This window comes from Massilia sp. CFBP9026 (assembly GCF_034045165.1).
GTDB classification, from domain to species: Bacteria; Pseudomonadota; Gammaproteobacteria; order Burkholderiales; family Burkholderiaceae_D; genus Telluria; species Telluria arenae.
This window is the reverse complement of the sequence record NZ_JAXCWH010000002.1, coordinates 451,827-476,389: the sequence shown is the minus strand read 5'-3', so window position 1 is coordinate 476,389 and position 24,563 is coordinate 451,827. Positions and strand designations below refer to the sequence as shown.

General features: G+C 61.4%; 28 protein-coding genes. 17 read left to right on the top strand and 11 right to left on the bottom strand.

Annotation, left to right across the window (positions count from 1 at the left end):
• Positions 1-106: 106 nt before the first annotated feature.
• Together SOM28_RS06285 and SOM28_RS06280 are read right to left on the bottom strand one after the other, a co-directional pair.
• Positions 107-409 carry a BrnA antitoxin family protein gene (locus SOM28_RS06285; protein ID WP_123067842.1) on the bottom strand — a complete coding sequence of 101 codons (303 nt, stop codon included), beginning with the start codon at positions 407-409 and terminating at the stop codon, positions 107-109.
• On the bottom strand, positions 396-662 hold the full coding sequence (locus SOM28_RS06280; protein WP_320467569.1) for a BrnT family toxin: 267 nt from the start codon (positions 660-662) through the stop codon (positions 396-398). Before SOM28_RS06280 ends, SOM28_RS06285 begins: the two co-directional genes overlap by 14 nt.
• 163 nt (positions 663-825) lie before the next feature.
• Between SOM28_RS06280 and SOM28_RS06275 the strand changes: the two genes are divergently transcribed.
• The 5 genes from SOM28_RS06275 (at position 826) to SOM28_RS06255 (ending at position 4,974) form a co-directional block, all read left to right on the top strand.
• Positions 826-1,752 carry an aldo/keto reductase gene (locus SOM28_RS06275; RefSeq protein WP_123067840.1) on the top strand — a complete coding sequence of 309 codons (927 nt, stop codon included), beginning with the start codon at positions 826-828 and terminating at the stop codon, positions 1,750-1,752.
• Positions 1,753-1,787: 35 nt separating this feature from the next.
• A complete protein-coding gene (locus SOM28_RS06270; protein WP_320467568.1) occupies positions 1,788-2,405 on the top strand; it encodes a DUF6064 family protein in 618 nt (205 codons plus the stop codon).
• A 238-nt stretch (positions 2,406-2,643) separates the two neighbouring features.
• Positions 2,644-3,705, top strand: a complete 1,062-nt coding sequence (locus tag SOM28_RS06265) for an aldo/keto reductase (protein ID WP_123067838.1) — start codon at positions 2,644-2,646, stop codon at positions 3,703-3,705.
• Positions 3,706-3,742: 37 nt separating this feature from the next.
• Entirely contained in the window at positions 3,743-4,492 is a 750-nt protein-coding gene (locus SOM28_RS06260; RefSeq protein ID WP_221176118.1) for an SDR family NAD(P)-dependent oxidoreductase, read from the top strand.
• 47 nt (positions 4,493-4,539) lie between these two features.
• The gene (locus tag SOM28_RS06255; RefSeq protein ID WP_320467567.1) at positions 4,540-4,974 is read left to right on the top strand and encodes a nuclear transport factor 2 family protein; all 435 of its coding nucleotides are present in this window, start codon (positions 4,540-4,542) and stop codon (positions 4,972-4,974) included.
• Here SOM28_RS06255 and SOM28_RS06250 read toward each other — a convergent pair.
• Positions 4,951-6,066: a succinylglutamate desuccinylase/aspartoacylase family protein gene (locus SOM28_RS06250; RefSeq protein WP_320467566.1), complete on the bottom strand. Its 1,116-nt coding sequence runs from the start codon at positions 6,064-6,066 to the stop codon at positions 4,951-4,953. The genes SOM28_RS06255 and SOM28_RS06250 overlap by 24 nt on opposite strands.
• Before the next feature lie 171 nt (positions 6,067-6,237).
• Here SOM28_RS06250 and trmB point away from each other — a divergent pair, with 171 nt between their 5' ends.
• The 3 genes from trmB (at position 6,238) to SOM28_RS06235 (ending at position 9,010) form a co-directional block, all read left to right on the top strand.
• On the top strand, positions 6,238-6,918 hold the full coding sequence (gene trmB, locus SOM28_RS06245) for a tRNA (guanosine(46)-N7)-methyltransferase TrmB (RefSeq protein ID WP_123067835.1): 681 nt from the start codon (positions 6,238-6,240) through the stop codon (positions 6,916-6,918).
• Positions 6,919-7,049: 131 nt separating this feature from the next.
• Positions 7,050-8,264, top strand: a complete 1,215-nt coding sequence (locus tag SOM28_RS06240; RefSeq protein ID WP_320467565.1) for a sensor histidine kinase — start codon at positions 7,050-7,052, stop codon at positions 8,262-8,264.
• On the top strand, positions 8,261-9,010 hold the full coding sequence (locus SOM28_RS06235) for a LytR/AlgR family response regulator transcription factor (RefSeq protein ID WP_123067833.1): 750 nt from the start codon (positions 8,261-8,263) through the stop codon (positions 9,008-9,010). Before SOM28_RS06240 ends, SOM28_RS06235 begins: the two co-directional genes overlap by 4 nt.
• A gap of 5 nt (positions 9,011-9,015) precedes the next feature.
• On the opposite strand, the gene recQ is transcribed toward SOM28_RS06235, so the two are convergent.
• Together recQ and SOM28_RS06225 are read right to left on the bottom strand one after the other, a co-directional pair.
• Positions 9,016-10,848: a DNA helicase RecQ gene (recQ, locus tag SOM28_RS06230; RefSeq protein ID WP_147935653.1), complete on the bottom strand. Its 1,833-nt coding sequence runs from the start codon at positions 10,846-10,848 to the stop codon at positions 9,016-9,018.
• A 41-nt stretch (positions 10,849-10,889) separates the two neighbouring features.
• A complete protein-coding gene (locus tag SOM28_RS06225) occupies positions 10,890-11,723 on the bottom strand; it encodes an undecaprenyl-diphosphate phosphatase (RefSeq protein ID WP_123067831.1) in 834 nt (277 codons plus the stop codon).
• A 238-nt stretch (positions 11,724-11,961) separates the two neighbouring features.
• Here SOM28_RS06225 and SOM28_RS06220 point away from each other — a divergent pair, with 238 nt between their 5' ends.
• Entirely contained in the window at positions 11,962-12,369 is a 408-nt protein-coding gene (locus tag SOM28_RS06220; protein WP_320467564.1) for a hypothetical protein, read from the top strand.
• Between the two features lies 1 nt (position 12,370).
• Here SOM28_RS06220 and SOM28_RS06215 read toward each other — a convergent pair whose 3' ends face one another.
• Positions 12,371-12,541 (bottom strand): Fe-S-cluster oxidoreductase, encoded by a 171-nt coding sequence (locus SOM28_RS06215; RefSeq protein WP_414675150.1) that lies wholly within the window; start codon positions 12,539-12,541, stop codon positions 12,371-12,373.
• A 126-nt stretch (positions 12,542-12,667) separates the two neighbouring features.
• Between SOM28_RS06215 and SOM28_RS06210 the strand changes: the two genes are divergently transcribed.
• The gene (locus SOM28_RS06210; protein WP_320467563.1) at positions 12,668-14,329 is read left to right on the top strand and encodes a recombinase family protein; all 1,662 of its coding nucleotides are present in this window, start codon (positions 12,668-12,670) and stop codon (positions 14,327-14,329) included.
• Positions 14,330-14,367: 38 nt separating this feature from the next.
• Here the strand turns inward: SOM28_RS06210 and mobF are convergent, their stop codons facing one another.
• Genes mobF through SOM28_RS06190 form a run of 4 tightly spaced genes read right to left on the bottom strand, consistent with a single transcriptional unit; the run spans position 14,368 to position 18,962 of the window.
• Positions 14,368-16,941, bottom strand: coding sequence for a MobF family relaxase (gene mobF / locus SOM28_RS06205; protein ID WP_320467562.1), 2,574 nt, complete (start codon positions 16,939-16,941; stop codon positions 14,368-14,370).
• Entirely contained in the window at positions 16,935-18,143 is a 1,209-nt protein-coding gene (locus SOM28_RS06200) for a type IV secretion system DNA-binding domain-containing protein (protein ID WP_320467561.1), read from the bottom strand. Before SOM28_RS06200 ends, mobF begins: the two co-directional genes overlap by 7 nt.
• A 1-nt stretch (position 18,144) precedes the next feature.
• Positions 18,145-18,471: a hypothetical protein gene (locus tag SOM28_RS06195; protein ID WP_320467560.1), complete on the bottom strand. Its 327-nt coding sequence runs from the start codon at positions 18,469-18,471 to the stop codon at positions 18,145-18,147.
• The gene (locus SOM28_RS06190; RefSeq protein ID WP_320467559.1) at positions 18,468-18,962 is read right to left on the bottom strand and encodes a plasmid mobilization protein; all 495 of its coding nucleotides are present in this window, start codon (positions 18,960-18,962) and stop codon (positions 18,468-18,470) included. Before SOM28_RS06190 ends, SOM28_RS06195 begins: the two co-directional genes overlap by 4 nt.
• A gap of 333 nt (positions 18,963-19,295) precedes the next feature.
• On the opposite strand from SOM28_RS06190, the gene SOM28_RS06185 reads away from it, so the two are divergent.
• Genes SOM28_RS06185 through SOM28_RS06170 form a run of 4 tightly spaced genes read left to right on the top strand, consistent with a single transcriptional unit; the run spans position 19,296 to position 21,716 of the window.
• On the top strand, positions 19,296-19,628 hold the full coding sequence (locus SOM28_RS06185) for an immunity protein Imm33 domain-containing protein (protein WP_320467558.1): 333 nt from the start codon (positions 19,296-19,298) through the stop codon (positions 19,626-19,628).
• Positions 19,629-19,650: 22 nt separating this feature from the next.
• Positions 19,651-19,929: a DUF7660 family protein gene (locus SOM28_RS06180; protein WP_320467557.1), complete on the top strand. Its 279-nt coding sequence runs from the start codon at positions 19,651-19,653 to the stop codon at positions 19,927-19,929.
• Between the two features lie 7 nt (positions 19,930-19,936).
• Positions 19,937-21,076 (top strand): hypothetical protein, encoded by a 1,140-nt coding sequence (locus SOM28_RS06175; RefSeq protein ID WP_320467556.1) that lies wholly within the window; start codon positions 19,937-19,939, stop codon positions 21,074-21,076.
• 7 nt (positions 21,077-21,083) lie between these two features.
• Complete coding sequence (locus SOM28_RS06170) at positions 21,084-21,716, top strand: DUF3885 domain-containing protein (protein ID WP_320467555.1); 633 nt, start codon at positions 21,084-21,086, stop codon at positions 21,714-21,716.
• A gap of 466 nt (positions 21,717-22,182) precedes the next feature.
• Here SOM28_RS06170 and SOM28_RS06165 read toward each other — a convergent pair whose 3' ends face one another.
• Positions 22,183-22,443: a YkgJ family cysteine cluster protein gene (locus SOM28_RS06165; protein WP_320467554.1), complete on the bottom strand. Its 261-nt coding sequence runs from the start codon at positions 22,441-22,443 to the stop codon at positions 22,183-22,185.
• Between the two features lie 320 nt (positions 22,444-22,763).
• Here SOM28_RS06165 and SOM28_RS06155 point away from each other — a divergent pair, with 320 nt between their 5' ends.
• The 3 genes from SOM28_RS06155 (at position 22,764) to SOM28_RS06145 (ending at position 24,553) form a co-directional block, all read left to right on the top strand.
• The gene (locus tag SOM28_RS06155; protein ID WP_123067828.1) at positions 22,764-23,405 is read left to right on the top strand and encodes a TetR/AcrR family transcriptional regulator; all 642 of its coding nucleotides are present in this window, start codon (positions 22,764-22,766) and stop codon (positions 23,403-23,405) included.
• Between the two features lie 161 nt (positions 23,406-23,566).
• Positions 23,567-24,220, top strand: coding sequence for a protein-L-isoaspartate O-methyltransferase family protein (locus SOM28_RS06150; RefSeq protein WP_123067827.1), 654 nt, complete (start codon positions 23,567-23,569; stop codon positions 24,218-24,220).
• Positions 24,221-24,229: 9 nt separating this feature from the next.
• Positions 24,230-24,553: a rhodanese-like domain-containing protein gene (locus SOM28_RS06145; protein WP_123067826.1), complete on the top strand. Its 324-nt coding sequence runs from the start codon at positions 24,230-24,232 to the stop codon at positions 24,551-24,553.
• The last annotated feature ends 10 nt before the right edge of the window (positions 24,554-24,563 follow it).

Genomic DNA, 24,563 nt, shown 5'->3' with positions numbered 1-24,563 from the left:
TAGACAGCTTCCCAAGCTTCATACGAGGGTTCGATTCCCTTCACCCGCTCCAGTCGAATGACCGCTTCAGCCGAAAGGCTGGTCGCCGGCCCTGGTAGTAAGTGCTTTAGTTCGAGCTACGTTCAAGCATGCCGTGTTGATCGGCCCACTCAGTCAGTGCATCATTCATTCGGGTCTGCCATCCTTCTCCTGTCGCCTTGAACGCGTCCAGGACGCGGACGTCCAGACGAATACTGATGGGTGCTTTCGTCATAGCCTGCAGCGGACGTCCACGACCGCGAACTGGCTTCACATCGGCCCATTCTTCGTCTGTGAATGGACGTGCGTCTGGATCGTCCATGGCCGCGGCGGTGATTGCCGCGTCGTCTTCAGGAGTTGGCATCACCGTTCCCGGTTTAAGCTTGGGCATATCGTTTCACCTCTCGTGAATTTGCCTTACGCAGGCTGATGATGCGGCGAACATCGTCGCGCAGTACGTAGACAATGTAGTACAGGCGAAGATCGATGTAGCCGATCGCACACAAGCGGGCTTCGCCGTAATGTTTACGTTCATCGTTCCAGATAAGCGCATCATCCCACTCAAATCGCATTGCTTCGGCCAGTGAAATACCGTGCTTGGCAGTGTTTGATTCGCTTTTTACAACGTCATAGACGATGTCCATCCATCCAGTGTATATACCGTTCACAAAATTCGCAAGAATTTCTGTATATACATAAATTTATGGAATCGCTTAACTACCTTCTATTCGGCTGGACAGCGCCACCTCATCCTCCGGCACAGTATCCTGACAGTTCTCGGATTTCGCCAAGCAAGGAGATTTTTGCATGACACCGGATTCATCACGCCGACGCCTGCTGCAATCGATACTTGCCGCATCCGGCAGCCTGGCCCTGCCAATGCTGCACGCCGCGCCAGCCCCTGCGCCACTGCTCACCCGCCCGATCCCCTCGTCCGGCGAACAGATCCCGGTCATCGGCCTGGGCAGCTGGATCACCTTCAACGTCGGCCGCGATCCGCAGGCCCGCAAGGAATGCCAGGAGGTGATGCGCCAGTTCCTCGCTGGCGGCGGCAGGGTGATCGACTCGTCCCCTATGTACGGCTCGGCCCAGGATGTGATCGGCGAAGCCGTGCAAGCCATCAAGCCGCCGGCCTTGTTCTCGGCCGACAAGGTCTGGATCAGCGGCGGCGCCCGCGGCGTGCAGCAGATCGAGACTTCCCGAAAACTGTGGCGCGTGCCGCGCTTCGACCTGCTGCAGGTGCATAACCTGCTGTCGTGGGAAGAGCACCTCAAGACCCTGCTGGCGATGAAGAAGGAAGGGCGCCTGCGCTATGTCGGCATCACGACGTCCGAAGGCCGGCGCCACGGCGAGATCGAGAAGATCATGGCGTCACACCCCATCGACTTCGTACAAATCTCGTACAACGCCCTCGATCGCGAGGTCGAACAGCGCATCCTGCCGCTGGCGCGCGAGCGCCGCATCGGCGTGATCGTCAACCGGCCGTTCCGCCAGGGAGATTTGACGCAGGCGCTGGCCGGCAAGCCGTTGCCCGGCTGGGCTGCGGACATTGGCTGCACCACCTGGGCCCAGGCGCTGCTGAAGTTCATCGTGTCCCACCCCGCCGTCACCTGCGCGATCCCAGCCACCTCGAGCGTGGCCCACGTCCGCGAGAACCTGCTGGCCGGCACGGGCCGGATGCCCGACAAGGCCCTGCGCAAGCGCATCGCCCAGGATGCCGAAAGGCTGGCATGAGCGAGTGGTGGACCTATACGCTGTCGGACTTTTTAATGTTCTCGCAACGCAGCTACTACCGGCTCATCGCCCTGTACAACGAGGCGGTCTGGCCCGCGCACCTGCTGGCGCTGGCGGCCGGCCTGATCGTCATTGGTTGCATCGCGCGCCCTGGCGCCCACACCCGCCGCATCGCGCTGCTGGTGCTGGCCATGGCCTGGGGCTGGGTGGGTTGGGCGTATCACCTGGAACGCTATGCGGACATCAATACCGCCGGCCCTTGGTTCGCGCTCGCCTTCGGCGTGCAGTCCGTGATGTTGTGCTTCATGGCGCTGCGGTCGCACGGCGCGGTGCCGGCAGGTACGCAAAAGCTGGTGGCGCTGGGCCTCTCCGGCCTGGCAGTGCTCGGGTATCCGCTGCTGGCGCTGGGTAGTGGACGTGGTTGGCACCACGCTGAAGTGTTCGGCATCGCGCCCGATCCAACCGCCGTCGCCACGCTGGGCGCGCTGCTGGCATGCCGCGCCCACCCGCTCTATTGGCTGATTCCGCTGGCCTGGTGTGCGGTGAGCGGGGCGACCCTGATGGAGCTACGCGTCGGCTATGCCTGGCTGTTGCCGACATTCGCCATCCTGGCAGTCGCAGCCGGCTTGCTCTTCAGACAGTCCAGGCATTGAACAACGGATTGACCCTTGCCTGCACCTTTTGCCTGGGCACCGGGCCGCGCAACTCACCAATAAAACATGGCACCCGCATGGCCGCAGGCACGCCGCCATCCTCCAACATTAGGCATTGCTTCCGCACGAATGTGTATTCCTTGTCATCTCGGAAGAAGCCAGACTGTCGTCATCCGGGGCCGAACGGCTGACGTCAACGCGCCCTGGTATTCATTCGAAGTCTTCCAAGGAGAACACGATGAAATACAAGACCTTAGGTAACACCGGCTTGCTCGTATCGCAGCTATGCCTGGGAACGATGACCTTCAGCGGCGGTAGCGGCGTGTACAAGCATATCGGCAATGTCGACCAGGCGGGCGCCGATGAACTCGTCAAGGCCAGCATCGAGGCCGGCATCAATTTCTTCGATACCGCCGACGTATATTCCGGTGGCGAAAGCGAAAGCACGCTCGGCCAGTCGTTCAAGAACCTGGGCATTGCGCGCAAGGACTATGTGCTGGCCACCAAGGTATATAGCCGCATGGGGCCAGGCCGCAACGATGTCGGCGCTTCACGCGGCCACATCATGGATGCCGTCGACGCGAGCCTGCAACGGCTGCAGACGGATCACATCGATCTGTACCAGATCCACGCGACCGATATCCTCACGCCCACCGAGGAGACGTTGCGCGCGCTGGACGATCTGGTCCGCCAGGGCAAGGTGCGCTATATCGGTGTCTCGAACTGGCCGGCATGGCGCGTTGCGACCGCGCTCGGGATTTCCGCCCGCCTGAACCTGGCGCGTTTCAATACGCTGCAGGCCCACTACTCGATAGCGAGCCGCGATCTCGAACGCGAACTCGGACCATTGCTCGAAGCGGAAAAGATGGGCTTGCTCGTCTGGAGTCCGCTGGCCGGTGGGCTGTTGTCGGGAAAATTCAGCCGCGAGAACCAGTCTCCGGAAGGCTCGCGCCGTTCGGAATTCGACTTCCCGATCATCAACAAGGAGCGCGCCTGGAACGTCATCGACGTGATGCGCCCCATCGCCGAAGCGCACGCGTGCAGCCCGGCCCGGATTGCACTGGCCTGGCTGCTGTCCAAGCCGGTCGTTACGTCCGTGCTGGTCGGGGCCAAGCGCCTGAGCCAGCTCGAGGACAACATCGCTGCGGTCGACATCACTCTAAGCGAAGACGAAATCCGCCGGCTCGACGAAGTCAGCGAGCTGCCGCCGGAATATCCGGGCTGGATGCTCGCGACCCAAGGCGTGGATCGCCTCGGTCCGGTCGACCTGTGGGCCGACAAGATGTCGGCCACTTCCTGACGGCCGTCCTGTGGCGCTTACTGAAAGGATTTCAGTCATGAGTTATCGATTGCAAGAAAAAGTCGCCGTGATCACCGGCGCGTCGAAGGGCCTGGGTGCGGCCATCGCAAAACACTTCGCGGCCGAGGGGGCATCGGTCGTGGTCAATTATTCAAGCAGCAAGGAAGCGGCCGACGAGATCGTGGACGAGATCGTCGAAGCCGGCGGCAAGGCAATCGCCATCAGGGCGGATATGCGCGACCCGGATGCCGTCAGGCAGCTGTTCGCCCAGGCGAACGAGGCCTACGGACGCATCGACGTGCTCGTCAACAATGCCGGGGTATATGATTTCCAGCCCCTGGAGAACCTTTCGCTCGAACTCTTCCGCAAGCATTTCGAGCTGAACGTCTTCGGCTACCTGCTCGCCATCCGGGAAGCGGCCACCTACATGCTCGACGGCGGCAGCATCATCAATATGAGCTCCACCGTGACACTGTTCGGACCGGAGAACGCGTCGGTCTATTCCGCCACCAAGGGCGCGATCGATGGCCTTACCCGCGCCCTGTCGAACGAGCTCGCGCCACGCAGGATCCGCGTGAATGCGATCAAGCCGGGCGTGGTCGCGACCGAGGGCGTGCACGCGGGCGGCTTCCTGGAGTCCGACTACGGCCCGGCCATCACGGCCCGGACGCCGCTGGGCCGGCTGGGTGTGCCCGACGATGTCGCGCCCGCGGCCGTCTACCTGGCGTCCGACGAATCGGCCTGGACCACGGGAGAATTCATGGTGCTCGCTGGTGGACACCGTTGATGTGATCGTTCGCGCCCGCCCGCAGGCGGGCTGAAAGGAGAATTGGTATGGCAACGACAAGCGGTATGACGCCCGGACAGGTCGTCCAGCACTACCTCGATACCTTCTTCAAGAAGGATGTCGAGCGCACCCTCGACTGCCTGACCGATGACGTCGTGTGGAAGGTACAAGGGGCGCCCGACGTGCCGACGATCGGCGTCCAGCTTGGCAAGGAAGAGGTGCGCGCCTGGATGACGCTGTTCCCCGCCAACTTCGAGCCGCTCGCATTTCACATCGAGCGCATCTTCGAAAGCGGCGACCAGGCAGTCATCACGGGACACTTCAAGCACCGCATCCTGAGCACCGGCAAGGAGTTCGAGAGCGACTTCGCGGCAATCTGTTCGGTAAGAGACGGTAAGGTCAGCACGTACAACTTCATCGAGGATTCATATGGCCTGTGGCGCGCGTTCCAGTCCGACTCAGTTCGACAGCAGATTGCCTGACCTGAACGAATCCGCCCCCGCCACTTTGCAAATGTGCATCCCGCGCAGCAGGTGGCGGTGCGCCGTGCTGGCGAACAGCAGTCCCGGACGGCTGGCCGCTACCGGCGTGACCTGGCCGCTGACCGGGTTGACGACATCCGCGATCGGCTCGCCCGCCGCCACCTGATCGCCCAGCTTCTTGCGGAACACCAGCACGCCCGCATGCGGCGCCACCAAAGGCTCGACCGCATCGAGCGGCGTCGGGCCGCAGTGGGCCGCGGGCAGGGCGACCTTCGAGATGTCAAGCACGCCCTGGTGCGCCAGATACTGCAGGATGGCGTCGGCATCCCGCTGCGCATAGTCATAGTTCACATCGTTCTCACCGCGCAGTTCGACAGTGACGGCGGCGCAGGCGGGCGGGATGACGGCGTCCGTAAAATGGTCGGCCAAGTCCCACCACACCCGGCTGCAGGCTTCGTCGAAGGCTTCGCCGCCCGACTCCTTCGCCACCAGCAGCACGCGCGCGCCCATCAGGTCGGCCAGCGGCTGGATCACGTCGACGAGCGGCGTGCCGGTGTACATGTGCAGCACCGCCTCGTTATCGCAGTGCAGGTCGAGCACGATGTCGGCGTCGATCGCCATCGTCAGCAGGAGTTTCTTGAGCGTGGCGGCATTGTCCGCCGGTTCCCAGGCCGCCACCTCGTTGCGGGCCAGCTCGCGGATCAGCGCGACGTTGGCCGCGGCGTCCTGGCCCAGCCGGCCTTCGAGCGCGCTTTTGAGGGCGGCGGCAACGTGGCGATAGGAGCGGTTGAAGTTCAGACCGGTGGACAGGTCGTAGCGGCCGAAGGGCGCGCCATGCAGCACCTGGGACAGGCCGAGCGGGTTGGCTGCCGGGACCAGGACGATCTCGCCCTTGATCCGCCCTTCGGCATCGAGCTTGTCGAGTTGCCCGCGCAGCAGGTGCGCCACCAGCATCGCCGGCACTTCGTCGGCGTGGATCGCGGCCTGGATGTACACCTTCTTGCCGCTGCCTGCGGCGCCGTAGTGGAAGGATGTCAGGTTCAGGGTGGCGACACTGTCTTCGATGGCGATCGGGTGTTTCGTCGAGTGCATGGCAAGGGGCTCCGGCGTTGCTGGGGGAAGACACCAATTATGCGCGATTCCGCCTTGCCGCCACGCACGGCCGATGGCGGGGGCGGCTGCGCTATAATGACAGCCGTTTTTTCCGCATACTCAACGCTCCCCATGTCTTCTGAAAAGCCTACCAGTGGTCCGGCACGGTCCATGCTGTACGATCCCACCGAACACCGCATCCGCAGTTTCGTCACGCGCGCAGGGCGGCTGTCGACCGCGCAGGCGCGGGCTTTCGAGGAGCATGGCCCCAAGTTCCTGATCGAATACAAGAAGGAAGCGCTCGACCTGGAACAGGCCTTCGGCCGCAAGGCGCCGGTGGTCCTCGAAATCGGCTTCGGCATGGGCGACACCACGGCCCATATCGCGAAGCTGATGCCCGAGAAGGACTTCCTGGGCGTCGAAGTGCACACGCCGGGCGTGGGCAGCCTGCTCAAGCAGATCGGCGAGCAGGGCATCGATAACCTGCGCCTGGTCCAGCACGACGTGTTCGAAGTGCTGAACCACACGATTGCCGACGGCTCGCTGCACGGCGTGCACGTGTTCTTCCCCGATCCATGGCACAAGGCGCGCCATAACAAGCGCCGCCTGATCCAGCCGGCCTTCGTCAAGCTGCTGTGTCAGAAGATCGCGCCGGGCGGCTACCTGCACCTGGCGACCGACTGGGAAGACTATGCGGTGCAGATGCTCGAGGTCCTGAGTGCCGAGCCGGAGCTGACCAATACCGCCGAGGGCTACGCGCCGCAGCCTGCATACCGTCCGCTGACCAAGTTCGAGAACCGCGGCATCAAGCTGGGTCACGGTGTCTGGGACCTGGTCTTCACGCGCAAGTAAGTGTCAATCCGGGGGCGGATCGTCGTTCGTTCCCCCGTCTTCGTCGTTCGTCGCCACCTGCTGTCCCGGGCCACCGGAAGTTCCTAGACTGGACTCGTTGATATACATTAACGAGCACAGAGGAGAACAGCATGTGGAAACGCATCGAACAATGGAACCGTGAGGTGGAAGCGGAGCAGCTCGCGGTCCTGCGCGACCCTACGCTGGTGGAGCAGGTGCCGGCCGGCTGCCGCCGCTTCTTCGCCCGCAAGCTGGCGGAAATGTCGCCCGCCGAGCGCGAATCCCTGTACAAGTTTTCCAGTACCGTCAGCACCTCGGCCGCCCTGCTGGCGGTGCTCAAGCTGTGCGTCGTGCTGTCGGTGCTGGGCTTCCTGATCAATCTTGCCTATCTGCCTGCCACGCCGTGGTGGCAGACGGTCGTCGCCGCCAATGCGATCGGCGTTGCGGTAGCCATGTCGTTGGCAGGCGTGTGGTTCAACTACGGAAAAATCGTGCGGGCCAAGGGCAAGGCCCTGGTTACCATCGTCGGTCTCGGCCTGCTGGGTGGGCTGATCGGTGCCTTGACCGCCATGTTCGAGAGGGGGCACTCGTGGTCGCTCCTGCTCGACAAGCTCCCCAAGATCGTCGTCACCGTGACACTGGTCGTCACCGCGCTGGTGGCGATACCGGTCATCCTGGTTGCCGTGCTGCGCAATCGCCATTACCAGATCCAGGCCGAGCAGCTCAAACGCGACGCCGAACAGGAGCGCCTGGCGCGCGAGCTGAGCGAAACCCAGTTGCGCCTGCTGCGCGCCCAGATCGAGCCACACTTCCTGTTCAACACCCTCGGCGCGGTGCAGCAGCTGGCCGAGCAGGGTGCGCCGCGCGCCGCCGAACTCACGTCCCACCTGATCGACTTCCTGCGCGCCAGCATGAGCGATATGCGCTGCGAGCAGGTGGCGTTGGCCACCGAATTCGGCCTGGTCGAGTCCTACCTGCGGGTGATGCAGATCCGCATGGGCGAGCGCTTGCGCTTTACGATCGACGTGCCCGACACGCTGGCGACCACCCAGGTCCCCAGCATGCTGGTGCTGACCCTGGCCGAGAACGCGATCAAGCACGGCATCGAGCCATCCATGCACGGCGGCGAGATCGCGGTCACGGCCCATGATGACGAGGGAACGATCCGCATCCGGGTGCGGGACAGTGGCGTCGGCATGAACGACACGCCGGGCGCCGGCACCGGCCTGGAAAACGTGCGCCACCGCCTGCGCCTGGCCTACGGAGACGGCGCCTGCCTGTTGTTGAGTGAAGCCGAACCTGGCCTGCTGGCCGAAATCGCCATCCCCTGCAAGGAGCCGAAATGAGTGTCACAGTGCTGGTCGCCGAAGACGAACCCCTGATGCGCGAGCGCCTGCTCGGCATGCTGGCCACCGCCTGGCCCGAAGCGCAAGTGGTGGCGGCGCCCGAGAACGGCATCGATGCCTGGGACGCCTGGCTCGAACACGAGCCGCAGGTGGTCTTTCTCGATATCCGCATGCCCGGCATGTCGGGACTCGAAGTCGCGGAGCGCATCGGCCGCCGCTCGCACGTGGTGTTCGTCACCGCCTACGACCAGTATGCGGTCGATGCCTTCGACACCGGTGCGGTCGACTACCTGCTCAAACCCATCCAACCGGGTCGGCTCGACAAGGCCCTGGCGCGCCTGCGCGAGAAGCTGGACGCCCGTCCCGACGATGTCAGCGAGGTTCTGCAGCAGGTGAAGGCGGCGGCGCCGCAAGCGAAGCGCGAAAAGCTCAAATGGCTCAAGGCCAGCGTCGGCAAGCAGATCCGCCTGATCGACGTCGAGGAGGTGCTGTTCTTCCAGGCCGACACCAAGTACACGCGGGTGGTGCTGGCCGACTCGGAGGCGCTGGTGCGCATTCCGCTCAAGGACCTGGTGGGCGGGCTCGATGCGGGCCTGTTCTGGCAGATCCACCGCGGCACGCTGGTGAACGTGAATGCGATCCGGGCGGCGGAGCGGGTCGATGCCGAACGCATGCAGGTGCTGCTGCGCGGGAGCGACGAGGTGCTCCCGGTCAGCCGCAGTTTCACCCACCTGTTCCGGGAGTAGTCCGGTCAGCTCATCTCGTTGATGATGGCGACGATCTCGTCGCCGTAAGAGACGAGCTTCTTCTCACCGACGCCCGACACGCCGCGCAGCTGGTCGATCGAGGATGGCTTGACCTTGGCGATCTCGCGCAGGGTCGCGTCCTGGAACACGACATAAGCCGGCACGCCGTGTTCGCGCGCGGTGCCCATGCGCCACGAGCGCAGGCGGTCGAAGATCGCCTGTTCGTCGCGCGACAATTCGGTTTCTTCGTAGCTCGAGCGCGAGGTGGACGGACGCTTGGCCTTGACCGGCTTCTGGTACTGGCGCAGCTGCACCTTCTGCTCGCCCTTGAGCACCGGACGCGCGGCGTCGGTGAGCTTGAGCGAACTGAAGGCGTCGTGGTCGACCGTCACCAGGCCGAGGGCGATCGCCTGCCGCAGGATGGCGCGCCATTCCTGTTCGGAGCGGTCGGCGCCGACGCCATACACGGTGAGCTTGTCGTGATGCCACTGGCTGATGCGCTCGGTCTGCGCGCCGCGCAGCACGTCGATCACGTGGCCGCCGGCGAAGCGCTGGTCGACCCGGTAGATGGCCGACAGCAGCTTTTGCACCGGCACCGAGCCGTCGAAGCTGACCGGCGGCACAAGGCAGGTGTCGCAGTTGCCGCAAGGGCCGGAGCGCTCGCCGAAGTAGTCGAGCAGGCGCATGCGCCGGCAGCTGAGCGTTTCGCACAGCCCCAGCATGGCGTCGAGCTTCATCGACAGCACGCGCTTGAAGGTTTCGTCGGCCTCGGATTCGTCGATCATGCGGCGCTGCAGGACCACGTCTTGCAGGCCATAGGCCATCCAGGCGCTGGCGGGAGCGCCGTCGCGGCCGGCGCGCCCCGTCTCCTGGTAATAGCCCTCGATGCTCTTGGGCAGGTCGAGGTGGCAGACGAAACGCACGTCGGGTTTGTCGATGCCCATGCCGAAGGCGATGGTGGCGACCATGACGATATTTTCTTCGCGCAGGAAGCGGGCCTGGTTGGCGGCGCGCACCGTGTGCTCCATGCCGGCGTGATAGGCCATGGCACGGATGCCGTGCTCGTTCAAAAAGTCCGCCGTTTCCTCGACCTTCTTGCGCGACAGGCAGTAGACGATGCCGGAGTCCTGCGCGTGCTCGCTGCTGATGAAATCGATCAGCTGCTTGCGGCCGGTGGTCTTCTCGACGATCGAGTAGCGGATATTGGGGCGGTCAAACGACGAGACGAACTGGCGCGCGTCTTCCAGCTGCAGGCGGTGCGCGATCTCGGCCCGGGTCTGCTGGTCGGCGGTCGCGGTGAGCGCGATGCGCGGCACATTGGGGAAGCGCTCGTGCAGGATCGACAGCCGGATGTATTCGGGCCGGAAGTCATGGCCCCATTGCGAGACGCAGTGGGCCTCGTCGATGGCGAACAGCGAGATACGGCTGCTTTCGAACAGTTCGAGGCAGCGCGGCGTCATCAGGCGCTCGGGCGCCACGTAGACCAGGTCGATCTCACCGGTACGCACCAGGCGCTCGATGCGCATGGCTTCTTCGAAGCTCTGGGTCGAGTTGAGGAACGCCGCCCTGACCCCGACTTCTTCCAGCGCATCGACCTGGTCTTGCATCAATGCGATGAGCGGGGAGACGACGACGCCGACGCCGTCGCGCAGCAGGGCGGGGATCTGGTAGCACAGCGACTTGCCGCCGCCGGTCGGCATCAGGACCAGCGCGTCGCCACCGCTGGCCACGTGTTCGACGATCTCTCCCTGCTGCCCGCGGAAGGCGGGATAGCCGAAGACCGTCTCCAGCACGTGGAGAGCGCGCGCGCCGAGGTCGGCGCCGATATCGGGATTCATACTGTCTGTTTCAGTGTTTTGGATCTGGGTAAGGCGCTAGTTTACTCCGACCAGTTGACCAAGCCAAAGTGAGCGGTCACCAGCACCAGGATACCGAATACGATACGGTACCAGGCGAAGATCGTGAAGTCGTGCGTGCTGATGTAGCGCAGCAACCAGCGCACGCACAGGAAGGCGGCGATGAAGGCCGAGACGAAGCCGAGGCCGAACATCGGGACGTCGGCCATCGACAGTGCCTCGCGTTCCTTGACCACAGAATACACCGTGGCGCCAAGCATCGTCGGCATGGCAAGGAAGAACGAGAACTCGGTGGCCGCCTTGCGCGACAGGCCGAACAGCATGCCGCCGATGATGGTCGAGCCCGAACGGCTGGTGCCGGGAATCAGGGCGAAGGATTGGGCGAAGCCGACCTTGAGGGCATCGAGCGCCGTCATCTGGTCGACCGTCTCGACCCGCGGCGGCGTCGCGCGCTGGCGCTGGCGGTGTTCCACCCACAGGATGATGACGCCGCCCACGACCAGGGCGATCGCCACCGGCACCGGGTGGAACAGGAGTTCGGTGATCGTGGCGCTGAACAGCACGCCGGCGATGGCGGCCGGCATGAAGGCGATCGCGACGTTGCGCGCGAAGCGCTGCTGCAGCGGATCCGAGCCCAGCCCGGCGAACAGGCGCATGACGCGCTCGCGGTACTCCCAGACGACGGCCAGCACGGCGCCCAGCTGGATCACGATCTTGAATACCGTTTCTCTGACGCCTGTGAAGTTGAGCAATTCGCCCGCAAGAATCAGGTGACCAGTGGAAGAAATCGGAAGAAATTCGGTGAAGCCCTCGACCAGGCCCATGATGATCGCCTTGATGGCGAGCGCAATATCCATGAATTGTGTTGGTGTGGAAGTGATCTGGGGACGAGCCGGGACAGGCACGCCGGCTTGGGCTCGAAGCTTACCATGAGCCGGGCCGCCACCGTTGGGCTAACTGAACCGTACGGGCGATTTTGCGGGGGTAATGTGCGGCCGACCGGCGCCTGGACCTGCGCGCGAATGAAAAAAGCGCTTGCATCGAATGTGAAATCGCGTGCTAAACTAAATCCATGAGTAATCCTGCACTCACCCAATGAGTCTATTATTGGTCATCATCCTTGCCGCGCTGTCCTGGCTGGCATTTCATGACTGGCAGTTGCCCAACGCATTACGCTACCGACCCTTCCAGGGCCGGGTCTGGCGCAGTTCCTTCCCATCCGCATCCCGTAAAGACATCCGCGAATTCCTGTCGGTGTTCGGCGCCGCCTTCTCGTTTGGCGACAGCGAGAAGCTGCACCTGCGCCCCGACGACCAGGTGCTGGGCGTGGTGCGCGCCGCCAGGTCCGCACGCTGGATGCCCGATGCATCCGACATCGAGCCGCTGGCGCGCGCCCTGCGCGAGCGCTATGGCCTGCGGCTGGACGAGGTCTGGCATGACGGCTTGACCCTCGGCGGGCTGTTCCAGCGCGTGCAACAGGCGCGTGGAAAATCGGCGGTCTAGCTCAGGAAGATGCGCAGGCAGGTGCGGTAGCCTTTTCCAGCTCGCTTAGCCAGCGGATCGCCTGCGGGCGGTCGTCGCCGCACATCTCGTGCGACGGCTGCAGGCCGCCGCAGAAGGCCGGCCGTTCCGGTTGCCCAAAGATGCGGCAGCGCTCATCCTCACCCAACTGCACGCAACGCACCCCGGCCGGCTTGCCGGAAGTTACCTTAAGGGCTGAGAAAGAAACCATTTTAAGTGTAGGGTCAATATAAAACTACTGCATTTACTGGTTTCGTCCATCCCTTAAGGAACCAGAATCATGACCAGCACTTCCATTGTAGTAGCTAAAGAGATTTCGAAGCTCTACCCCTTCGAGCACCCCAAGGCGTACTCGTATGTACGCTTTTCCACAAGGCGTCAGGCAAAGGGGGACAGTCTCCAGCGGCAGCTCGACCGAAGCCGTGAATATGCAGCGGAAAACAATCTTCTTCTACAAGAGAAATCGTTCGAAGACCTCGGCGTCTCTGCCTTCGACCGTTCGAACGCCACTAAAGGCGCCCTCGCAGCTTTCATCCAGGCCGTAGAATCCGGCGCAATCGAACGAGGGTCGTTCCTGCTGGTGGAAAATCTTGACCGCTTGTCTCGTGCGGACTTGTTCGATGCAATGGCGCTACTTGCTAAACTGGTAAAGCTCGGCATCCGCGTCGTTACACTCATCGACAAAAGGATTCTTGACGAAGAGAGCATCAAAGACCAGACGAGCCTCATCTGGGCCGTCATGGTGTTCATTCGTGCCAATGAAGAATCCGCAACCAAGTCGGACCGGGTGAAAAAGGCACATCAGCGCAAGCGCGACAACGGGTCAACGTTCGCCTTTGGCCAAGGACCGGGCTGGCTACGCCCGAACGCCAACAAAACCGGCTGGGAGGTCATTCCTGAGAAGGCCGAGAGCGTAGTCAAGGTCTTTGAGCTCGTTGCAAGTGGTATTGGTTCTACAGCAATCGCACGCATCGCGAATCGGGAAGGCTGGCCAGTGCCAGGGAAGGCAAAGGACTGGCACAAGACCTTGCCGCATAAGCTCGTTCACAACCGCAGGGTTCTCGGTGAATTTGAGCCGTCAATTAAAGATGGGAAGGCTCGCCGGCAGACTGGCGATTGCTGGCCCGACTACTACCCGAGGATTGTGTCGTTGGAACTCTTCAACGCTGCACAGGCGGCGGCAGAGCGGCGGCGTCATCTCCCCAAGCGCCGGGATGCTGGGTATCACAACGTATTTCAGGGGTTCTTGCGCTGCGGGCACTGTGGCGCGACCCTGGCGCGCAAAGGGAAGACGAGCGGTCGTAACAGCGCCGGCTATGCTCTGTACGTCTGCGCCGACCGCGACCGTGGCGTGACCAAATGCCCCAACTGGAACGCGCGTGAACTAGAGACCAAGCTCATCCCGCCGCTCATGACTTCGGTCTCTGCCGAAATACTGAAGGGGAGCATCAAGCAGAATGCCCTCGAAGCGTTGGACTGGGAGCGCGCTGCACTCTTGCAGGACACGAAATCCCTGCAAAACTTGCTCCACATTGTCGAGCAGGCAGGCGGTTCGGCTGCTCTTGCCAACCGTATTCGTGAACTTGACAGCGCGGTGGAAGCGCGCAAGGTCCGCGTGATGGAGCTGTCTGCCGTTGCGAACGACCCTGTCGCGGCCGTATGGGAGGATGACGTCGAGCAGGCCATCGTGGATGCGCTTGGCGCAGTCAGGGACATCACGGACGAGCGGATGACCGAACGTGCGGAGCTGCATGAGTCGTTCACCCGCGTCATCAGGAAATTGTCGGTCTGGGCCGGCAGTCATGCCGTACTTCAGCTTCGCCATGACGACGCCAACGTTTTCATCCCTCTGTCCGAGCAGGCACCGCTTCACATGGCGCTCAAGGGCAAACTGTCGTTGCCAATCTGCGCCAGCAATGATGAAACGGCCGTGTTCGGGTGAACACGGCCTTGTCCAGCCATTGGCGAGTCTGTTGGTATCTACAGCCCCATTGCCAAGCGGGGCTTGTCCAGGTCGAGCGCCGCAGACTTCACGTCCGTCCTAGCCATGGCAGCGGGTAGCAGCTGGCGGTCATCAGTGTAGAGCCTGACTTCCTCCCTGGCACGGCTGATGGCGACGTAGAACAGACTCTCGTTCGCCATCGCACTGCTTACGTCAGCGTCAATCAGGACACGGGCACAGGTCTGCCCTTGTGCAGAGTGCACCGTGGTGCAGTATCCGTGCTCCAGATGCAGCGGGCGCGCACGGTCGAGCGTTACCGCGCGCCCATTTTCTGTCCTGACCGTGACTCCGAGGCTCGTGACTGCGGTTACGGTGCAGTAATCGCCGTTGATGAGGCCTCGGGTGTAGTCGTTAGCACTGAACCGTACCCTATCGCCAACGGCGAGGTTGCGCTCGGCCACTGTGTAGACGCTAACGTGGGACAGTAGCGCCGGCCGCCATTGGTGGGTCGTGCCGTCTTGGCATTGCAATGCGACCTGGCCGCTTCCTGCCGAAACGACCCTGGCGAAATCTCCTCGGCAAAGATTGAGCGACGGATAGTCCTTCTGAGCCTGCACCAGGTCGCCGACTTGGTAGGACACCGAACTCCTTTTTTGCGCATCGGTCAGGTCTCGGCTCACAAGAATCGATACCGCCTCGCCGACGAGACCGAGGCGAGCGCGCACCTCGGCGTTGATGGCTTCGCGCGCGTGATGGGTGCCGGCCACAATCAGGGTTTGCTCGCGTTGCGCGGGAACGAGTGCGCAGTAGTGACGAGCGATGGTCGCGTACCTGTCGCGAGCGTGAGCGACCTCCGCAATTCGGGGTGCAAGAAGCTTTACCGATTCCGCTACATTGCCTTCCGCAGCGTGTTCCACAGCCGTCTTCAGGTTCGCGTTGGTTTGCCGCTGAATCTCGTGCATGATTGCGGTTTCCATGCCCGCTGCCTGGAGCTGCGCGAAGGGGATACCCGCGCGGACGGCTTTCAACTGCTGGGTGTCGCCTACAAGCACGACGCGTGCGTTGGCACACTCCACCAGCTCGAGAACGGCTTGCATGTCACGCGCAGCGACCATGCCTGCCTCGTCCACCACGACCAGCGTGCCGCTATCAAGACCACGGCCACCTCTGGCCAAAAATGCGGCGATGGTCTGGGCTTCGATACCGGCGCCGCCGAGCTCCTGCGCGGCGGCGGCTGACGGTGCCAGCCCCATTGAGCGCCAGCCGCTCATGGATGCGATGTCGTGTACCTGCGTGAGCATGCGTGTTTTCCCGGTGCCAGCGCGTCCTTGTATGCCGACGACGCGGTGCCGGCTTGTCAAGACGAGTCGCGCCGCGCCCCATTGCCCCGCGTTGAGCTCCGTGCCCTCAGTACCCGGCAACCATTGCTGGCGGACGATGGGGGCGAGTGCATCTCGTCCGCGTGCTTCGATGCCCAGGAATGCCCGCTCTGTCGATTGCGCCTCGGGGGTGGTGTAGACCTCGCCATTCGACAGCAGACGACCACTGCTGACTCGGCTTGCCAATTCCGTCTCGATGTCGGCCATTGTCGCGGCGCCGGTAGCGTGCCCCAATGCCCAGCCGGCTACGGCTTCATGCCTTATCAGGCTTTGCCTTTCTGTTAAGTGCTCGGTTGCAAAGTCGATTGCTGCCGCAACTCGTTGATGTCGCTCGTCCGCGCTGAGGGACGAGGGCGCCAACGGTGCGTAGTCGATTCCAAGCGCGGCACTCTTTTCGCGCCACGCCATGCGTAAGCTCTCGCGGTCCAGGTCTCCCTTGGCCTTGCGGCTCGCGAGCGCCGCAATCTCGCGCTCTGCTGCCGAGGCGGTACGCCGGTCCTTCCCTTGTTGAGCAAGGGCGTGAGCAATGGCCTGGCTGCGGCTACTGAATGCTGCCACGGCACTATCGGAAAGATGGGCGAGCTCGAAGCGGCCGTCATGGTGGGTCAAGCGAACCGCATAGCCGAGTGCTTGCACCTCCAACGCCAACTCGGCGCGGTAGAGGGCTCCAAGCATTTTCTGCTGGGCGTACAGCGGCGCCGCGTCGAGAGCACGCCACTGTCCATCAGCGCGGCGCGTCAAGTTCAGGACGACGGCATGCGTGTGCAACTGTGGTTCGGCATCACGTGACAGCTCGTGCCGAAACGTAGCGACTGTCAGATTGCCCGTCAGTTCCGAATACGTCGCACCTGCTTGCGTCACGCGGCATGCAGCAAGACGTGCCTCCACGTGGGACAGCACGCGTGCGACCGCTGTGTCGTGCGCCTTCAACAGCCGTTCGTCATCGGCAATCAGGGCCTGCATCGATACGCTCTTCGGCGCACTGAACGTCAGGTCTGAACCGGCCCGGCGCTCTCCGTCGCCGCCATGATGCATTGTCGTGCCATCCGGTAGCTCGCCGTCGAGAAGCGCTTTGAACATCGGGGTATCCACGACGCCAGCGAGACACAGTGCCTCCGCGCCCGCGCCCCACCAGACGCTGGCGGCCTGGCCATCTTCCGCGTAGTAATCGTCAGCACTTTCGTAGTAGCTGGCAGCGGCATCACCCGAGGTCACTTTGGCAAGGCTCAGCATGTGGCCTCCTCCTGGTATGCCTCGGTGACGACATCGCGAATTTGCGGCAGTAAGCGCACTTTGCGCACGAGGCTGTCGCCGGCAAGCGTCAGATAGCCCTGTAAGCTGGGCAGCCCTGCGATTTCCGACGCCAAGACAAGCCGCTCCTGCGCCGTCTGCAGGCTGGTGCCACGGCTGGTCCCCTGGGTGCCTTGTGAACGCGAGGCGTCGGGCCGCTGTATTTCGCGTTCGCCCAAGGACCGGGAAAGGGCATCGCAAGTGTCCGGGTCTGTACGAGAGATAGCTAAAACCATCAGGTTCCGGAAGCAGCTACGCAACACCGTCGCGGCGTCCTTCCCATAGAGCCCGTCAAGCTGGGCCGTGCTCTGGACGCCTGCGACCACGCAGAGCCCGTGCTTGCGTCCTAAGGTCAGCACTGCTTCGAGCGATGCCAGAGACCCGAGAGCGGCGAGTTCGTCGGCGATGAGCCAGATACGCCGTGACGGGTCCGGTGGCAGCGAGAGCACGGCATTGGCAAGTACGTCCACCCAAGTGCCCATGAGTGGGGCAAGTGCCGTCTGCATGTCGGGGCGCCAAGTGAGGAACAGACTACCCGACTCGTTCTCCAGCCAGCTCCGCAGAGAGAATGCACCGGGTGCGAGATAGCGCTGGGGTGCAAGCCGCGCCGCCAGGACAAACCTGGTAGACGCAAGCGCCTTCGCGGCTTCCGGGTCGAAGAGCCCTGCCGTCGCCGTGCCAGCCAATAGCTGTGCAAGTTCGCTGGCTGGTGCGATGCTGGCCCAGTAGAGCAGCCTGTCCGTCGATGTTTCGCCGGTACGTACCAAGGCGCGGAGAATTTCGGCCAGTAGCGTCTGTGCGTAGCCATGCCAAGCGGCACTTTCGCCGTGCCCGTCCGGAACGACACTTCTGGCAAGGCGCTCCGCGTCGAAATCCTTGCGGAACTCGTTGAACAGAGACCAGCGTTCGCTCCGGCTGTCGAACGGATTCAGTAGCCTGTCGCCATCCTGGGCATGGTGCGCGAGGTATCCGCCGTTGGGGTCACAGATAATGCACCGGTCGCCACGAGCGCGGGTGCCGTCGAGCAGCTCCGAGATGGCAGTAGTCTTGCCAGCACCGGTGGTGCCGGTCAACAGCCAATGCAGGGGCTCGATTTCTCGTGGTAGCGGGATGCCGGCCAAGGTGAGGGTGTCGAACTGCTGCATCTCAAGCCTCCAGCCTGGGGCCACGGATGTGCGCACCCTTTAGCTCGCCCTGGCGTCTCCACCGCGCGAAGAGCCACATGCATACCCCGCTGGTCGCCAGCACGGCAACGGTCAGGGTGAGCACAAACAGCGTTCGGGTCAGGGACGTTGCTGTTCCAGTGACAACTGATTCAAGCTGCTTGACAGCGACCGACCAGTGAAGTCCAAGGCCGCGCTGCCATACTGCTGCCCAGATGACCATGAAGTTTGCCCCGGTTAGCGCCGTCCACACAGCCACGCGGTCGAGCACTATGCCGATACTGTTCAGGAATGGGTCGCGGATGTTCATGCTTTCCCTCCGTTCCGCTGGGCCAGTTGCGCACGCACGCGCGACAGGATTTGCGCATCCCGGGCCGCTGCCAGTTCGCGCAGGAGCAACACGGCTTCCAGGGCCAGCGTGTCGCCCGTGGACTGGACTGGCGCACCGAGCAGACCACGGAGGGTTGCCAGCTCAGCCTTCAAGTCGAGGGTCTCGTGGACCGCGAGCACCTGCTCGCGTACGTACTCGCTCATTGGCTGGCTGGCGATGTCTGCTTGACAGGCAATTGCTGAGTATTCGTCCGGCGAAACGCGGACCTTGATGAACCTGCTGCGCGCGGCTGCCCGTGGCGCTGCGGCACCGCGCTGCGTGGCCTGTTTGTGGACCGCCGAAATCGAGGACGGTCCACCCGCAAAGCCAGTATTGGCGCGGGTTTCAGGGGCGAATGCTCCGCAATCGGAGATTGCAGGGGTGTGTACTTTCTTTACTTGGCTTGTTGGAGCCGGGATGACGGTTTGCATGGCTTGCTCTTTGCGTGGTTGGGATTTTTCGTATAGCGAACGCGATTCCGAAATCTCGGAACGACGTGGCCCGAAGGACCGGGCGGGGCCAGTCCACGCGGTAGTTAAGCCACGGGATTTATATCGAGGACATGCAAAACGCGTAGACCGTAGAGAAGGGGGGCGCCACCTGCGAAAGGGCACGCTATTGATGAAATTGGCCGTCATGACGAGCCGCTGGGCTACGTCAACCTGTTAAACTTGCAAAACGGGGCGGTATTGCCTCAACGGTTTTAGCGCTATATGGCAATCGCCGTTGCAATACTGAGTTGTAACGAAATCTGGAGCGTTGATATGAATTTCTTGGATGAGCAACTAAAGATTTGCCAACGATTCAGTTCAGACTTCGTTCCGCCGGACGAAAGTCAGAAAGTTGGAATAGCGTTGGACAGTCTGCAGATACTGCCTCTAAATGCGCTTCGCCTTCCGCCGAAGGAAGGAACCTGCGGTTGGTATATATGGGGTGGTGAAATGTCGACGTCACCGGACTTCTTCACCCCTTTGCACGTTTCCCACCTTCCCGAAAAATGCCCGGCGCTCGTGCCTTATCTTGCACTCACGCCTGGTTGGCGCGTGCAATTGGCACCGGGACACGAAGATGTATGGTTCGACAATGAATTGCGATGAAAACTTGGGCTGAGCTTCCTGAATGAACTTGAACGATTACCTTGAAGCGGTCGTAGATGAAACTACCTTCCTTGCGTTCGTCGAGGCGCTAGCGGACGACCGTCGTGTAGCGGACCGTATAGCAGCCGATGCAGCCGGGGAAGTTCAGAATGGCTGGGAGAATGATTCGATACAGGACTTTCTCGAAGCTGGGCACGCATGGGCGCAGGATTCTGCATTCGGTGCCAAACAAGGACTTGCCTCAGCGTTGCCATGGAAGAAGTTTGCGGTATTTCTTTACTGCGGAAAAATTTACGAGTGAGGCAATCATGAATGCCGCAGTAACGCGTACCATGAATCCTTTGCCGTTCCAGGACCTGGAGCCGAAGCGTTTTGAAGACCTCGTTCGACAACTTGCCTACGATTTCCGTCCGTGGCGACGCTTGGAGGCGACAGGTCGTTCAGGAGGCGACGAAGGATTTGATGCGCGAGCTCTGGAGATTGTCGAATCGGCCGAGGTATTCACTTCTCTGGATGAAGAGGACGATGAGTCGCTGCAGGCCCTGTCTGACCGACTTTGGCTAATCCAATGCAAACGGGAGCGTGCCATTGGCCCGTCAAAGGCCAAAGGCTACCTGGATGAAATTGTGCTTCAAAAAGATGAGCCGTTGTATGGGATGATTTTTGCGGCGGCCTGCGACTTCTCCAAAAAGACACGTGATGGAATTTTCGAATGGTGTCGGGCAAACGGCATTTCAGAGGTGCACATTTGGGGGCGCGGTGAACTTGAGGATATGTTATTCCAGCCGAAAAACGATAACCTTTTGTTCGCATACTTTGGCATTTCTCTGGTTATCCGACAGCGGTCATTAACAACACAACTCAGGGCTGAACTTGCGACAAAGCGCAAGCTGAGCAAGACTGTAGCAACGAGCTCCGCTGAAATTTTGGTGCGTGACCCGGCAGCGTCAGCTTATCCAAGAGCTGAAAAAGGCAAGCGACCAACACAGTGGTGGGTATACCGGCCAGAGGAGCTTACACACCTTGGGTTAATGGTAAGCATTCGGTGGCACTATGCATATGTTGATACCGTGACAGGTGAGTGGGACGCAGCAGACGCAGTTACTGCCATGCCGGGTTATCACCCGTGGCGCGTCGAAGATGCTGAGAGAGATGAGCTTGAGGCGGCCGCACGCAGCTTGTGGGATGCGTTGCCAGAGCAAAATAAGGGGTGGCTCAAAATCTCCGGGTTTATTCCGTTTCGTACGGTGGTTGCTATTGACGAGCTGGGTGATGATGTCTTTAAAGGGACACACGTCTATGTGCCTTTTCATCCAACGAAGGGTCCGTTCGACGGAGGCGGGTACTGGAATAGATTAAGCACGACTTCCCCCTATGATGGTGAATTTGAATCCCTAGCCGAAAAACGTATCAAAAAGTTTGATAAAAGACTTCGCATCAAAGATTGAGCCGGAGATGAAATTCAAAAGCATAATTGATGGTTTGACAGAGGCTGGAAGTTACCGGCACGCCTTGTTTTACAACTTTCCCGGTGGACTGCGATTTGAACTGTCTGAGGGTGAGAGTCCACTGGACCAAGTGTTGACAGCTCTACGTAAGGCAACGGAAATTTGCAATGACGTCTTTGCTGATAGCGATTCAGTTCTCGTCCACTTGCAACGATTTGTGTTTTCAACGCGTTTCGAGCTACGGCACTCTATTCGCGAACTCGGGATGGCCGGAATTTCCATTCCAAAAGACAGGGACGTTTGGTACGAAAAGGTAGATGAGAGTGATGATTTCGGCGAAGGATTCTGGATAAATTGCGCATTTCAGGTGCCCGCCGCCAAGTTGCAAAACCTACTTTGGTGTGCCCTGGTTACCGACTTCAGCTCAATGCATCCGAATCCGCATTGCTTGATTTACCTCGTCAACACTGCGGGGGCAATTATTGTTCACCCGTATGATGACCGGGGGATGGATGTTATCTGTCGAAAGCCGTCAGTGTTGGAAGCGCTGTACAAAAAGCACAATCACTGGCTGCTCGACTACGACAGGGAGGCCATGGAGCAAACATTCGCCCCGAAAAATACCGGTGTTAATTCGTAACGGCCTGCTTCTTGTGCGCGACGAGAACCTTTCAAGGGGGGGATGTAATGGCGTTTACTCAAGAGGATTGCGAAAAGGCGCTTGCAGGAATGTCTTCGCAAACCCAGGCCCAGTTTTTGGCTGGGCTTGGGCACGTCTATACCGTCTTCGCTAGAGATTCCTACGAATTTCAAGGGGCAGGAGTTACGAATCCTAGGCTTCTTCGAGACTTCAACGAAGTGCATCACCGGCTATATGCTCAGCTCTCTGCACTTCTGATGCATGGCGAGGGCGTATTCCCGCCTGATGTACTTGCATCCTGGCTCTGCGGTGAGGGGCGTAGCGATGCTTTTCGCGCAGCAAGCATAGAAGCTTTTGAGCGTTGCTTCCGCAAATTGCCTGGTGCGTAAAGCGCGCTACCGGTTAAGAGACCATTGGTCTGCAACAAAAGGCAGAGAGCCACGTTGGGCGACGCACGATGCCCGTCTTACTGCGCAGGGGCTGTCGCGCGTTCCAATTCATCCAACCAGCGGATAGCCTGCTCCCGGCTGGAACCGCACATCTCTTCCGATGGTTGTAAGCCGCCGCAGAACGCCGGCCGTTCCGGACTTCCGAAGACGCGGCAGCGATTGTCATCCGCCAGTTGAACACACCTGACACCTGCCGGTTTTCCGTTGGGCATCCCGGGTATCGGGCTCGTAATCGAGGGGGCGATGCAGCACGCCCCGCAGTTGTCGCGGCAGTTCATGGCATCTCTTTAGTTGACAGCCGGCTTGCCGTTCGGCATGCCGGGAATCGGGCTGGTGATCGAGGGCGCGGTGCAGCAGGCGCCGCACTGCGGCCGGCACTGGAAAGAGGCGGACATGGACATCGAGGACTGCTTGAAACAGAGCCCGCCAGTATACCTTCGTCGTCCGCAACGGGCGGCAACATCTTCGTAAAAACGGTTTAATCTACGGTTACTACCATATTTCGACTAATATAGTTTCGGTTATACAACGCTTGCTTGACTGTACGGACGAGCGCGGTCTATATTGGTTGTTCCTTAGATAATTTCTGGGCGGGAATATGGACTGCCAACTTGACAGCAAGCCGCGCTGGGAACGTCGCAAGGATGCGCGTCCCAAGGAACTCCTGGCATCTGCCATGGAGCTGTTCGTCGAACGCGGTTTCGCCTCCACGCGCCTGGAAGACGTGGCCCGCCGCGCCGGGGTGTCGAAGGGAACGCTCTACCTGTATTACGCCAACAAGGAAGACCTGTTCAAGGCTGTCGTACGCCAGACCATCCTGCCGATGATCGACGATGCCGAGACCTCGGTGGCGGAGTTCGATGGGCATAGCGCCGAGTTGCTGCGCCACGTGATCCTGTCGTGGTGGGTGCGCATCGGCTCGACCAAGGCCTCGGGCATCAGCAAGCTGATCCTCGCCGAAGCCGATAATTTCCCTGAACTGGCGCGCTTTTATCAGGAAGAGGTCATGACGCGCCGCATGCGCATGATTTCGAACATGCTCGAACGCGGCATCCGCCGCGGCGAATTCCGCGTGATCGACGTGTCGCAGACGGCCCAGGTACTGATCGCGCCGCTGCTGATGCTCTCGACCTGGAAGCATACGATCGCCCCCTGCGACCGTTGCGACCTGCAGCCCGAGGCCTTCCTCGAAGCCTTCCTCGACATCACCCTGCACGGCCTGCTTCCCCCATCCCAGTAACTTGCCTCTCACGCCAGGGACGGATTTCTGGCGTTCATCCCCCTCAAACTGCAGACTGTCGCAATTTTCCTCTGGCTCGGCCGTGCATCGTTAAGATGTGCGTCCAGAGGCCATTGAGCGATTAGAATATCGGATTATTTATTTTTCCACCGAGAACTGAAATGAATATCGAACAAGCCCGCTTCAACATGATCGAACAGCAAATCCGTCCGTGGAACGTCCTGGACGAGGACGTGCTGGCGCTGCTGCACGTGGTCAAGCGCGAACAATTCGTGCCGAAGGCCTACGAGAACCTGGCATTTGCGGACGTCGAGATCCCGCTGGCGGGTGGCGAGACGATGTTCAATCCGAAGGTCGAAGCGCGCATCGTGCAAGAGATCGCGGTGCAGAAACATGAGAACGTGCTGGAGATCGGCACCGGTTCCGGCTACATGACCGCGCTGCTGGCGCACACCGCGCGTCACGTGACCACGGTCGAGATCCAGCCGGAGAGCGTCACCCTGGCCAAGGAAAACCTGTCCAAGGCGGGCGTGATCAATGTCAGCGTGGAAGAAGGCAATGGCGCCCAGGGCTGGTCGACGGGTACCGAATACGACGTGATCGTGGTCTCGGGCGGCCTGCCGGTGCTGCCGGAAGCGCTGGTCAAGCAACTGAAGGTGGGCGGCCGCATGATCGCCATCCTGGGCGAGGCGCCGGCGATGACTTGCCAGCTGATCACCCGCACCTCGGAAACGGCGCACGACGCGGTCAAGGTGTTCGAGACCGTGACCAAGCCGCTGACCGGCGCCGAAGCGCCGTCGCGCTTCACCTTCTGAGGGCGATCGATGCGACAGATAACCGCCCCCGAGTTGGCCGCCTGGCTGGCCGACCCGGCGCGCGAGCAGCCGCTGCTGCTCGACGTGCGCGAGGACTGGGAATTCGAGACCTGCAAGATCGCAGGCTCGACCCAGATCCCGATGCACCTGATTCCGGTCCGCGTGGGCGAGATCGACGACGACCGGGAAGTGGTGTGCATCTGCCACCATGGGGCGCGCAGCATGAACGTGGCCGCCTTCCTCGAGCGTAATGGGTTCAGTAACGTAACGAATTTAACGGGCGGGGTACACGCCTGGGCCGTACAGGTCGATCCGTCGATGCCGAAGTATTGACCTGATCCTC